14 protein-coding genes are annotated in these 12389 nt (G+C 41.6%); 12 read left to right on the top strand and 2 right to left on the bottom strand.

Annotation, left to right across the window (positions count from 1 at the left end):
• Window positions 1–41 precede the first annotated feature (41 nt).
• From ACLI1A_RS09740 to ACLI1A_RS09750, 3 genes are read left to right on the top strand one after another with little or no spacing between them, the layout of a single operon-like run.
• Window positions 42–1406: an exonuclease domain-containing protein gene (locus ACLI1A_RS09740; RefSeq protein ID WP_411408462.1), complete on the top strand. Its 1365-nt coding sequence runs from the start codon at window positions 42–44 to the stop codon at window positions 1404–1406.
• Between the two features lie 5 nt (window positions 1407–1411).
• Complete coding sequence (miaA, locus tag ACLI1A_RS09745) at window positions 1412–2332, top strand: tRNA (adenosine(37)-N6)-dimethylallyltransferase MiaA (protein ID WP_411408463.1); 921 nt, start codon at window positions 1412–1414, stop codon at window positions 2330–2332.
• Entirely contained in the window at window positions 2323–3063 is a 741-nt protein-coding gene (locus ACLI1A_RS09750; protein ID WP_411408464.1) for an acyl-[acyl-carrier-protein] thioesterase, read from the top strand. The genes miaA and ACLI1A_RS09750 overlap by 10 nt, the downstream gene beginning before the upstream one ends.
• On the opposite strand, the gene ACLI1A_RS09755 is transcribed toward ACLI1A_RS09750, so the two are convergent.
• Window positions 3064–3792, bottom strand: coding sequence for a biotin--[acetyl-CoA-carboxylase] ligase (locus ACLI1A_RS09755; RefSeq protein ID WP_411408465.1), 729 nt, complete (start codon window positions 3790–3792; stop codon window positions 3064–3066).
• A 96-nt stretch (window positions 3793–3888) separates the two neighbouring features.
• On the opposite strand from ACLI1A_RS09755, the gene rsfS reads away from it, so the two are divergent.
• The 7 genes from rsfS to ACLI1A_RS09790 all read left to right on the top strand — a co-directional run bounded on the left by rsfS (window position 3889) and on the right by ACLI1A_RS09790 (window position 9425).
• A complete protein-coding gene (rsfS, locus tag ACLI1A_RS09760) occupies window positions 3889–4260 on the top strand; it encodes a ribosome silencing factor (protein ID WP_411408466.1) in 372 nt (123 codons plus the stop codon).
• Window positions 4261–4277: 17 nt separating this feature from the next.
• Window positions 4278–6206 (top strand): ATP-dependent zinc metalloprotease FtsH, encoded by a 1929-nt coding sequence (gene ftsH, locus ACLI1A_RS09765; protein ID WP_411408467.1) that lies wholly within the window; start codon window positions 4278–4280, stop codon window positions 6204–6206.
• Between the two features lie 106 nt (window positions 6207–6312).
• Window positions 6313–6912, top strand: coding sequence for a lactate utilization protein B/C (locus ACLI1A_RS09770; RefSeq protein WP_411408468.1), 600 nt, complete (start codon window positions 6313–6315; stop codon window positions 6910–6912).
• A 1-nt stretch (window position 6913) separates the two neighbouring features.
• Window positions 6914–7723 (top strand): phosphatidate cytidylyltransferase, encoded by an 810-nt coding sequence (locus ACLI1A_RS09775; RefSeq protein ID WP_411408469.1) that lies wholly within the window; start codon window positions 6914–6916, stop codon window positions 7721–7723.
• Window positions 7713–8366: a phosphatidylserine decarboxylase family protein gene (locus ACLI1A_RS09780; RefSeq protein ID WP_411408470.1), complete on the top strand. Its 654-nt coding sequence runs from the start codon at window positions 7713–7715 to the stop codon at window positions 8364–8366. The genes ACLI1A_RS09775 and ACLI1A_RS09780 overlap by 11 nt, the downstream gene beginning before the upstream one ends.
• Before the next feature lie 3 nt (window positions 8367–8369).
• Window positions 8370–8630, top strand: coding sequence for an acyl-CoA-binding protein (locus ACLI1A_RS09785; RefSeq protein WP_411408471.1), 261 nt, complete (start codon window positions 8370–8372; stop codon window positions 8628–8630).
• Between the two features lie 12 nt (window positions 8631–8642).
• Window positions 8643–9425, top strand: a complete 783-nt coding sequence (locus ACLI1A_RS09790; RefSeq protein WP_411408472.1) for a superoxide dismutase — start codon at window positions 8643–8645, stop codon at window positions 9423–9425.
• 72 nt (window positions 9426–9497) lie between these two features.
• Here the strand turns inward: ACLI1A_RS09790 and glmM are convergent, their stop codons facing one another.
• Complete coding sequence (glmM, locus tag ACLI1A_RS09795) at window positions 9498–10889, bottom strand: phosphoglucosamine mutase (protein ID WP_411408473.1); 1392 nt, start codon at window positions 10887–10889, stop codon at window positions 9498–9500.
• Window positions 10890–11096: 207 nt separating this feature from the next.
• On the opposite strand from glmM, the gene ACLI1A_RS09800 reads away from it, so the two are divergent.
• Together ACLI1A_RS09800 and ACLI1A_RS09805 are read left to right on the top strand one after the other, a co-directional pair.
• Entirely contained in the window at window positions 11097–11678 is a 582-nt protein-coding gene (locus ACLI1A_RS09800; protein WP_411408474.1) for an ACP phosphodiesterase, read from the top strand.
• Window positions 11678–12343, top strand: coding sequence for a DNA alkylation repair protein (locus ACLI1A_RS09805; RefSeq protein ID WP_411408475.1), 666 nt, complete (start codon window positions 11678–11680; stop codon window positions 12341–12343). The genes ACLI1A_RS09800 and ACLI1A_RS09805 overlap by 1 nt, the downstream gene beginning before the upstream one ends.
• The last annotated feature ends 46 nt before the right edge of the window (window positions 12344–12389 follow it).

The following is a 12389-nucleotide window of genomic DNA, read 5'->3' on the forward strand; positions in this document are numbered from 1 at the left end:
CGAAAGGGTAACAATTGACCTTAAAACTGAAATATTTTTTTTTGTACGCAATACTCGACATAGAAACTACCGGAGGGCAGTTTAACGAAGAAGGAATAACCGAAATAGCCATATACAAATATGATGGCCATGAAGTTGTAGACCAGTTCATAAGCCTTGTAAACCCGGAAAAACCCATACAACCCTTTGTGGTAAAGCTTACCGGCATAAACAATGCCATGCTTCGCAGCGCCCCAAAGTTCTATGAAGTAGCAAAGCGTATTATAGAAATAACCGAAGGCTGCATCCTTGTAGCCCATAACGCCCAGTTTGACTACCGTGTACTGCGTACCGAGTTTAAAAACCTGGGGTATGATTTTGAGAAACAAACCCTTTGTACTGTAGAACTCAGCCAGAAATTACTACCCGAACAACCGTCGCACAGCCTGGGTAAACTGGTGCGCTCTCTGGGTATTCCTATTACAGACAGGCACCGTGCCACCGGCGATGCCATGGCTACCGTACAGCTTTTTAAGCTGCTGCTGCAAAAAGACACCGAAAAAGAAATTGTTCGCAGCCTTATAAAAACGGAGGGACAAAAAGGTATTTCGCCACGATTGCTGGATATGCTGGAAGGATTACCTTCTATTACCGGCATCTATTACATTTATAAAGAAGACGGTACGCTAATATACATTGGCAAAAGCCGCAATATAAAAAAACGCGTTAACCAGCATTTTACAGGTACATCCCGAAAGTCGAAACGCATACAGCGCGACGCCTTTACCGTAACCTATGAGGAAACCGGAAGTGAGCTTATAGCCCTGCTAAAGGAATGCCAGGAAATAAAGGTTAACAAACCCATACTAAACCGCGCACAGAAAAAAACAGTTTACCCTGTTTCGTTATACGCCGAAAAGAACGCTGATGGCTACATTGCCCTAAAGCTGCTTAAAACCGATGGCCGTAAAAAGGAAATCATTTCTTTTACCGGAAGTGTGGAGGCTAAAAGCGCGTTATACCGTATTACTGAAAAGTATAAACTGTGCCAAAAGGTTAACGGCATGGACCCTTCGGTTAAGGAAGCTTGTTTTCCTTATGGTATGGGCGGCTGCAACGGTGCCTGTATAAAACAGGAAGCCCCGGCAGAATACAATACCCGTGTAGAAGAATTCATTAAAATGAACAGCTTCTTTAACCAGAGCCTTATTATTATAGACCGCGGCCGTACTATTGACGAACGCAGTGCGGTGCTTATAGAAAACGGCATATACAAAGGCTACGCATTTTTTAACCTGAACTATCAGGTAACGCAGATAGATATTCTGAAGAATATACTGATACCGATGGATAATAACCGCGATGCCAAAAAAATCATCCAGGAATACATCCGTAAAAAGAAAGCCCTGAAAACCATCCGTTTCTAATTGTCATGCCTGTTACTAAAAATAAATACCTTATCACAGTTATAGGCCCTACTGCCATTGGTAAAACAGCAATGGCAATACAACTTGCGCAGCATTATAACTGCGAAATCATATCGGCAGACAGCAGGCAGTTTTTTAAGGAAATGGCTATTGGCACTGCCGTACCCTCTACTGATGAACTGGCTGCTGCCAAACACCATTTTATACAGAACATAAGCATTTTTGAGGAATATACCGTAGGTGATTTTGAACGTGATGCCATAGCTAAACTTGATGAACTGTTTGAAACCAGTGATTATGCGGTTATGGTAGGCGGATCAGGACTTTATATTGATGCTGTACTGAAAGGCTTTGACGATTTCCCGGAAATAGCCCCGGAAGTTCGTGAAGAGATAAAAGCCCGCTATGAAGCCGAAGGCATTACTTATCTTCAGGAAGAACTAAAGCGGTTCGACCCGGTTCATTATGAAAATGTAGCCAAGGAAAATCCGCAACGTATGATGCGCGCCCTTGAGGTAAGCATAGGCAGTGGCCGTCCCTACTCTTCTTTCCTGAATATTAAAAAGAACAGCCGCAGGTTTACCCCAATAATCATTGGCTTAGAAGCCGAAAGGGAATTGATGTACAACCGCATAAACATGCGGGTAGATATTATGGTGCAACAGGGACTTATTGAAGAAGCAAAAGCACTATACCCGCACAAAGAACTTAATGCCCTGCAAACTGTAGGCTACCGCGAATTGTTCAGTTATTTTGATGGAGAATGGGATTTAGCTTTTGCCATTGAGGAAATAAAAAAGAACACGCGCCGTTTTGCTAAAAGGCAAATGACATGGTTCCGCCGCACCGGGGGTACTAAGTGGTTTGATTTTACAACCGCACCCTCTGAGATCATTAACTACATAAACGAAACAACATGCCTATAGCACCCGACTTTACATCGGTATACAGCCACGACTGGGAGATAAATTTTATACAGTGTACCCCAAACGGATTGCTAAAGCATACCGAACTGTGTAACATACTGCAGCTTACAGCGGGTTATCATGCCGAAAAGGGAGGGCTTAGTTTTGCCGATATGCAGGAACACCATCAGGCATGGGTACTTAGCCGCATGCGTGTAGAGGTTGATGAGCTGCCACGCTGGCGTGATGTAGTTACTGTAAAAACCTGGATATACGACTTGCAGGGATCGCGCTCTATACGCGCACTGGAACTATGGAAGGGCGATAAAAAACTTGCCGGAAGTGTTACCTATTGGGCTGTTTTTAATACCAAAACCCGCAGGGCCGAACCTTTGGCATTGCCACACGAACATTTTGAAAAATATCCTGACAGGGAAGCAACGGCTGAGTCCTTTAAAAAAGTAGACTTAAATCGTGAAACCACAATAGCAGCCGAATACAAAACCGTACTTAGCGACCTGGATATTGTAAACCACGTAAACAACGTAAAATACCTGGAGTGGTGCCTTGATGCCATAAACCCAAGACCACTGCTGAAACAACAGTTACAAAGTTTTGACATGAATTTTATGCGGGAGCTTCAACTTGGTGAAACTGTCCAGCTACTGACAGCCAACGATGATACGCAAACATTCTTTAGCATTAATAAAGAAGACAAAGCCTGTTTTGCATTGGAACTAAACTGGAAATAATCAGTATAAAAGCTGAATTTCTTTTAGCCCATATTCCACTATAGTGTCGTTCTCAAGCAGCACTTGCAGGTAGCCGTTTTCAGACACGCCTTGTATAATACCCATAAACCGGTTTCCATCGGCTTCAAAAGGCATTGGTACACCTTTTTTAAACAGCATGTCATGATAATCCTGCCATAATACGGCAGCACCATTATCTTGTAGTTTCAATATGTTTTGTTTTATACTGTTCAGCACCGCCGTAAGCACCTCATTTTTATCAAACTCCCTTGATGCAGCCACTGCCATAGAAGAAGCCTTTGGCAGTCCGTTAAAGTTTTGCTGGTTTACATTCAGCCCTATTCCTATTACAGAATGTATTTCGCCATTGCTTTTAAAGCTGTTCTCTATAAGTATGCCTGCTATTTTTTTATTACCTGCCAAAATGTCGTTAGGCCATTTAACAGACACATCTGCTATTCCAAAAGAAAGTACCGCATCGGCAATGGCGGTAGCAATGGCTACGTTTAATGAAAAAATAGCCGCGCTATTTGTTATCAAATCTTTAAGCAACAGGCTAAATGTAAGGTTTTTACCGGGTTCGGCATTCCATACAGCGCCCATTTGCCCACGCCCTCCGGTTTGCACGTCGGCTGTTACTACTGTAAAATTTTGGATGTCACCGGAAGATAAAAGCTCTTTAAGGTAGTCATTTGTAGAGCTTATGGCACTGAGTTTGATAATATTCATATGAAAACAGCCGCTTGTTATTGCTTTTTCTCGTATATTTAAAGTCAAAAGTAAACACAAAAAATGGTAACTTTGCGTAACAATATAAATTTTTAGATGGCAAAAAAAAATGTAAGTAATGATGATTTGCTTGCCAACATCATCAAAGGGATTGAGGAAGTAAAAGGAAATGATATAGATATTCTTGACCTAAGGGAGCTGGAAAATACTGTATGCGATTATTTTGTAATATGCAATGGTACCAGTAATACCCAGGTAAATGCCATAGTAAACTCCATACAAAAAATAGTTTCCCGCGAATTAAAAGACAAGCCATGGCACGTAGAAGGTACTGACAATGGTGAGTGGGTACTTATGGACTATGTAAATATAGTGGTGCATGTTTTCCAGAAACATGTAAGGGAATATTATAACATAGAAAGCCTTTGGGGCGACGCCCGTATAACGTCGATAGCAACAAACTACTAAAGAAGAAAGTAAAATAAATGTCACAAGATAATAAACCAAACAAGGTCAAAGTAAGCCCATGGCTTATTTATGGCGGTATCCTGCTTATGTTCCTGGGGATAAATTATTTTTCGGGAGCAGCAAACTGGAGTGACCCTTCACCTATTTCTATCTCAAAGTTCTACAAATTCTTAGACAGCGGGCAGATAAGCAAAGTAGTATACAACAAAAGCACTACCGACGTTTATTTAAAACCTGAGGCGCTTAAGCTAAAAGAAAACGAAGGCGTACGTAAGAATATATTTGAAAAACCAAACAAAGGCCCTCACTATACCGTAAACATAGGTAGTGACAACCAGCTTTTCTTAAAAAAACTTGATGAAGCTGACGAAGCCCACAAAATAAACGAATACAGTGCACAACCCGACAGCATTTGGGGCGAAGTACTAATCACATTACTTCCTATCGTAGCATTTGTAGCCATCTGGATTTTTGTAATGCGCAGAATGGCAGGTGGCGGTGCCCCTGGCGGTGGCGGACAGATATTTAACATTGGTAAAAGCCGTGCTAAACTGTTTGACGAGAAAAACGACATTAAAGTTACCTTTAAAGATGTAGCAGGCCTAGAAGGTGCTAAAGAAGAGATACAGGAAATTGTTGAATTCCTGAAAAATCCTGAAAAGTACACCAGCATAGGTGGTAAAATACCTAAGGGAGCCCTGCTTGTAGGCCCTCCGGGAACAGGTAAAACCCTGCTTGCCAAAGCCGTAGCCGGCGAAGCCCGTGTACCGTTCTTCTCTCTGTCAGGTTCTGATTTTGTGGAGATGTTTGTAGGTGTAGGTGCCAGCCGCGTACGCGACCTGTTTAAACAAGCTAAAGAAAAATCGCCTTCTATTATATTTATAGACGAGATTGATGCTGTGGGCCGTGCCCGTGGTAAAAACAACTTCTCAGGCTCTAACGACGAGCGCGAAAACACCCTGAACCAGTTACTTACCGAAATGGATGGTTTTGGTACAAATACTAACGTTATTGTACTTGCAGCCACTAACCGTGCCGATGTACTGGATAAGGCGCTTATGCGTGCCGGACGTTTTGACCGCCAGATTTATGTAGACCTACCGGACATTCGTGAGCGTAAGGAAATCTTTGAAGTACACCTTAAGCCACTTAAAAAATCCGAAGGACTTGATACTGAGTTCCTGGCTAAGCAAACACCGGGCTTTAGCGGTGCCGATATAGCAAACGTATGTAACGAGGCGGCTCTTGTAGCGGCACGTAAAGACAAAAAAGCGGTAGACAAACAGGATTTCCTTGATGCTGTAGACCGTATAGTAGGCGGCCTTGAGAAAAAGAATAAAATTGTTTCTCCTGAAGAAAAACGCGCCATTGCCATACACGAAGCAGGTCACGCTACAGTAAGCTGGATGCTGGAACACGCGGCTCCGCTTGTAAAAGTAACCATTGTACCTCGCGGACAAAGCCTTGGTGCTGCATGGTACCTGCCTGAAGAAAGGCTAATTGTACGCCCTGACCAGATGCTGGACGAAATGTGTGCCACTATGGGAGGACGTGCTGCCGAGAAAGTAATCTTTGACAAAATTAGCACCGGTGCACTAAGCGACCTTGAAAAAGTTACACGCCAGGCACGCGCCATGGTTACTATTTATGGCCTTAACGACAAACTGGGCAATATTACCTACTACGACAGTTCGGGACAAAGTGAATACAACTTCTCTAAACCGTACTCTGAAGAAACTGCCCAGGTAATAGATAAAGAGATATCTACTATTATAGAGGAGCAATATCAAAGGGCTATTACCTTACTAAACGAAAACAAGGACAAACTGCTTAAACTTGCCGACATTCTTATAGAACGTGAGGTAATTTTTAAAGACGACCTTGAAGAAATTTTCGGAAAAAGGCCATACGAAAAAATTGGCCCTGAGGTTCCTACGGAAGCATAATTGCGAAAATCATAATTATAAGCTAAAAATCTTAATTCAGCCTCAAAATTGAATTAAGATTTTTTTATCTTTGAATTTGAGGAAAAAAATGGAGTAACAGAGGTATATGAGCCTATTTAAGAAAATTTTTGGCACAAGTGATACACCGGGAGAAGATAAGGAAAAAGAAAACAATCCTTACCTTCCGGAACAACAGCTGCCTGTTGATGAATTGTTTACACTGAACTTTAAGAAGAACGGCGGCAAGTTTATTTACTGTGACAGCACTACTGACCTACAGGAACAGTTTATAAATGTACTGGAAGAAAACGACTGGTTTGAATGCGAAGCAATGTGTTTTGAACCGCGTTTGTACCCTTTACTCGACGAAAACAAGCTACAATATAAGAATACGGCACACCCGAAGTTTATTTTAGCTACCTGCGAAAGCCTTGTAGCAGATGATGGTTCTATATTGTTTTCATCTAACCAGATAAAACAGCACAAACCGGGCTACCTTCCGGACAATATGATTATCTACGCAACTACAAGCCAGATATTAGGAAACAAAAGTGATTGCCTTAGGGCAATAAAGCGTAGATATGATAAGGACTACCCTACTAATATTACCGCGATAAAATATTTTGAAAAAGCTAAAGACGAGGATTTCCTTCGTTATGGTAGTGTAGCTAAAAACCTGTACCTTCTCCTTTTAGAAGACCTTTAATATGAGTGAAAGCATTACCCGAACGATTTCCGGGCTTGTATATATAGCGCTTTTACTAGGTGCCACCCTGCTATCCCCTATAAGTTTTACAGTACTATTTGCCATATTCCTGCTCATAGCAGTACACGAATATTGTAAGTTGTCGCATCTTGATGTAAAATTACCCCTGGGCATAACCATAGTAGGTATCGGGCTGTTTTGCATATACATATCTAACGACCTGAAAACAAATTTACTGCTAAATGCTGCTGCATTGTTTGTATCGGTTGGGCTACTTATAGAGCTATTTAAAACAGGGCCTTCTGCCCCACGCGATAAAAGCGCAAAACTGGTAAGGCTCATTGGTTATGTAATTGTTCCTTTTATACTTATTATAAAACTGCCTTTCTTAAATACCGAGTACAACCCGTATGTAATTATAGGTATGTTTATAATGATATGGGCCAATGACACATTTGCCTATATTGTAGGGAAAGGCATAGGAAAGAACAAACTTTTTGAACGTATATCTCCAAAAAAGACTATTGAAGGATTTGTAGGCGGCGTAGTGTTTACTGTAGCCGGAGCCTACATACTGGCATTATATTACACCTTTCTTAGCCCGTGGCAATGGATGGGTTTTGCTGCAATAGTAGCTATCTTTGGCACATTGGGCGACTTAGTTGAATCTAAACTGAAGCGCACAGCCGGTGTAAAAGACAGCGGCAATATTATGCCGGGGCATGGAGGTATACTTGACAGGCTGGATAGCGTGTTATTTGCCGTACCTTTCTTATTTTTGTATTACCAAATCATACTATATGTTTCATAAAGAAGGAGCCAAGATTATTGTAATCGCACTATTTACCACCACGGTAATTGCATTATTATCTGACAAATTTATTGAGGACAGCACACTCAAGCTTATTGTACAGCTTGTAGCATTTGCATTCCTTATACTGGTGTTGCAGTTTTTCAGGAACCCAAAACGCCACGTAATTGCTACAGACCACAACATTATAGCTCCGGTAGACGGTAAAGTGGTAGTTATTGAAGAAGTATACGAACCGGAATACTTTAAAGAAAAACGCCTTCAGGTTTCTATCTTTATGTCGCCTATAAATGTGCACGTTACCCGCTATCCGGTAAACGGTCTGGTTAAGTTTAGTAAATACCACCCGGGCAAATACCTTGTGGCATGGCACCCTAAAGCCAGTGAGGAAAACGAAAGAACAACTGTAGTTATAGAAAACAACCTTTTTGGTGAAATAATGTACCGCCAGATTGCCGGTGCACTTGCACGCCGTATTGTAAACTATGCACAAGACGGAATGCAGGTAGTTCAGGGTACCGATGCCGGTTTTATTAAATTCGGCTCGCGTGTAGACCTTTACCTTCCACTGGGTACTGAAGTGAATGTTAAACTTAACCAAAAAGCCATAGGCGGTAAAACTATTATCGCTTCAAAAGCTTAACTTATGCCTGAAAAAGACTTAGACCAGCTTTTTGAGGAGGCTTATGAAAAAGCCTGCAATATTACCGGGCCTTTACCGCCCGATATAATGTTGCGCATATATGCCTACTACAAGCAAGCCACAGCAGGTAAGGTTAGTGCATACCGCTTTCAGGAAGATAACCTGCGCGATGCCTTTAAAATGAATGCATGGATGCAGATAAGCCACCTTAGTGCTGATGAAGCCAAAAAGTTGTACATAGAAACAATAAATTCAATAACATAATAAAACCTGAATATGAAAAAAGTAAAAATTTTCGTTTCGGCCCTTATTGTACTGACTGCACTACAGTCTTGCAAACAAAAAGATAACTTAGAGGAAGTGGTTACCACTCCCGAACCTCAAAAAGAAGAAGCTGCCGCACCTCTGGGTAACCCGGATGATGTAAAAGCAGAAGATGCTTCTGGTAAATTCCAAATTGCAAAGCTTGGTTTTAAATATGATGAACTGGCACCAAACATTGATGCCCGTACCATGGAGATTCACTACTCTAAGCACTATAAAAAATATACCGATGAGCTAAACAAGGCTGTTAAAGGTACTCCGCTTGAAGGTAAAACCATTGAAGAAATACTTACTTCGCTTGACCCTGAAAACAAAGCAGTACGCAATAACGGAGGTGGTTACTACAACCATACTCTTTTCTGGGAAGTTATGCTACCTAAAGGCAGCAAAGAACCTACCGGTGCACTTGCTGAGGCTATAAAAGCTGATTTTGGCAGTTTTGACGCCTTTAAAACACAGTTTACTGAAGCGGCTACAAAACAATTTGGTTCAGGATGGGCATGGCTTGTAGTTACTAAAGATGGTAAACTTGCCATAGGCAGTACTCCTAACCAGGATAACCCACTTATGCCGGGCGCTGCAGTAAGCGGTAAGCCGGTACTGGCTCTTGACGTTTGGGAACACGCTTACTACCTACAGTACCAAAACAAAAGGCCTGATTATATAGGTAACTTTTATAACGTGATTAACTGGGATGTTGTAGCTAAAAAATACGACGCTGCTATTGCTAAATAATCATGCTTTACATAATACAAAAGCCTCCTTTTCAGGAGGCTTTGTTATTTATAAGCTTTTTAATACCGGGAATTAAATTCCTGCTACGGCTTTAATTTCATCTATAATCCTTACCGCTAAGGCATCTGCCTTTTCCTGCGTTTGTGCTTCGGTATAAATACGGATAATTGGCTCAGTGTTGCTTTTGCGCAGGTGTACCCATTCTTCAGCAAAATCAATCTTTACACCATCTATAGTAGAAATATCCTCGTTACTGTATTTTTCTGTCATGGCTACAAGAATAGCATCAACATCAATTTGAGGCGTAAGTTCAATTTTGTTCTTGCTCATATAATACTGCGGGTAACTTGCCCTAAGAGCAGCCACATCGGTAATATTATTTTCGGCAAGATACGTAAGGAACAATGCCACACCTACAATAGAATCACGACCGTAATGCAGTTCAGGGTAAATGATACCGCCGTTACCTTCGCCACCTATAATAGCATTGTTTTTCTTCATCAGCTCTACCACGTTCACTTCACCTACCGCACTGGCTTCATACGTACCGTTATGCTTTTGGGTAATATCGCGCAGGGCGCGGCTCGATGACATATTGCTTACCGTATTACCCGGCGTTTTGCTCAGTACATAATCAGCTATGGCTACAAGGGTATATTCTTCACCAAACATTTCGCCGTCATTACTAATAAATGCCAGGCGGTCTACATCCGGGTCTACCACAATACCAAAGTCTGCCTTTTCTTCTACAACCAGTTTACAAATGTCGCCCAGGTGTTCTTTAAGCGGCTCAGGGTTGTGCGGAAAATGCCCGTCTGGGGTACAGTAAAGGCGTACCACCTCTACCCCCATTTGTTCCAGCAGTTTCGGGATAATGATACCACCCGATGAGTTAACACCGTCTACAACTACCTTATATTTCTTTTCTTTAACAAGGTCAACATTCACCAATGGCAACTCCAGCACTTCATCAATGTGGATGTCCATATAAGCATCGTTAGGCGTAACTTCGCCCAGGCTGTCTACATCGGCAAAATCAAAAGCTTCGGCTTCGGCTATCTCAAGGATTTTAGCACCATCGGCGCCGCTAAGAAATTCTCCCTTTTCGTTAAGAAGCTTCAGGGCATTCCACTGCTTAGGGTTGTGGCTTGCGGTAAGTATAATACCTCCGTCGGCTTTTTCAAGAGGCACTGCCACCTCTACAGTAGGTGTTGTACTCAGGCCAAGGTCGATTATATTAATACCAAGCCCTACCAAAGTATTTACAACCAGGTTGTGAATCATAGGACCTGAAATACGGGCATCGCGGCCTATAACTACAGTTAATTTATCTTTATTTGAATTGTTTTTCAGGAATGTTCCGTAGGCAGAGGCAAATTTTACGGCATCTACCGGGGTAAGGTTATCTCCGGTTTTTCCACCTATGGTACCACGGATGCCTGATATTGATTTAATTAGGGTCATTTTAGGTTATTTTGTTCTACAAACAAATATAAGGGTTTTCGAGGTTGTTTCAGGTTTAAGGTTTAAAGTTTCAGGTTGTGGAGTGGAACAGCTGCTAAATTATTGGATAGAAAAGATAATGAGCTACTTAGCGAAAAACCCAGCTAACACAACGAAACTTGGCACTTTAAACCTGAAACCTGAAACAAAAAAACGTATCTTAGGCTTATGAATTTCTTAGCCCACATATACCTTTCCGGCGATAACGACCGTATTAAAATAGGCAATTTTATTGCCGACGGCATTCACGGCCAGCCACAAAATTTTCATCCCGAAATAATTAAGGGAATTATGATACACAGGGCTATTGACACCTTTACTGATGCACACCCTTTATTTAGAATTGGCACTAAGCGCCTGCATAAAAATTACCACCACTATGCAGGGGTAATAATGGACATTTATTACGATCATTTTCTTGCAAAGAACTGGGCAAATTACCACAGCACGCCACTGGAGGAATATTCGCTGAATTTCTACGACATGCTGAATCGTAATTATGACATATTGCCGGAACGCAACAAGAACATGATTCCGCATATGGTTAAATACAACTGGCTGCTTAGTTATGCAAGCCTGGAAGGCATAGCCCGTACGCTAAGCCAAATGGATCATCGTACACGCCACCGTTCGGGCATGACCGGTGCCATAAACGAATTACAGGAATATTATACCGAATACGAACAGGAGTTTACACAGTTTTTTGAAGAAATAAAGCTTCATGTAAAAACAAAAATGGCCGAATTGTAATGGGATTCATAATTTCGCTTACACAAAAACTTCAGGAAAACGCCAATGAGGCTTATGCAGTACCCATGGCGAAATACATGAAAGATAAGTTTCCCTTTTTAGGAATAAAAACGGATCCAAGAAGGACAATTCTAAAAGAGGTAAACGCATTACACAAAGACGAGGTAAAAAACAATTACAGGGAAATAGCCACTTATTTATTCAGCCTGCCACAAAGGGAATACCACTACTGCGCCATAGACATTTTGCAAAAAGAATGGCCAAAGCACTTTACAATTGAGGATATAACCCTGATTGAAAAGCTACTTATAACAAGTTCATGGTGGGATAGCGTAGACCCTATGGCAAAATACCTGTTGGGCGGTTACCTAAAACAGTACCCGGAAGCGACTGATGCGGTGATTAAAAAATTTGCCCAATCGCAAGATATGTGGCTAAACCGGTCGTCAATTATATTCCAGCTTGGGTATAAAAAGGAAACTGATTTGGCATTACTGTTTTCATTATGCGAAAACTTTAGCACTTCGCGTGAATTTTTCATACAAAAAGCCATTGGCTGGGCACTTCGCGAAGCCGCAAAAACAAGTCCAAAACCTATAATTGAATTTGTAGCCACTGCCAATTTGAAGCCCCTAAGCACCCGTGAAGCCTTAAAAAACATATAAAACGGTAGGCATTTTTGTAGTAAATGGAGTATTTTTGTGGTTTAGA

Origin of the sequence: Flavobacterium sp. RHBU_3, assembly GCF_046613565.1 — a bacterium.
Taxonomy (GTDB): domain Bacteria; phylum Bacteroidota; class Bacteroidia; order Flavobacteriales; family Flavobacteriaceae; genus Flavobacterium.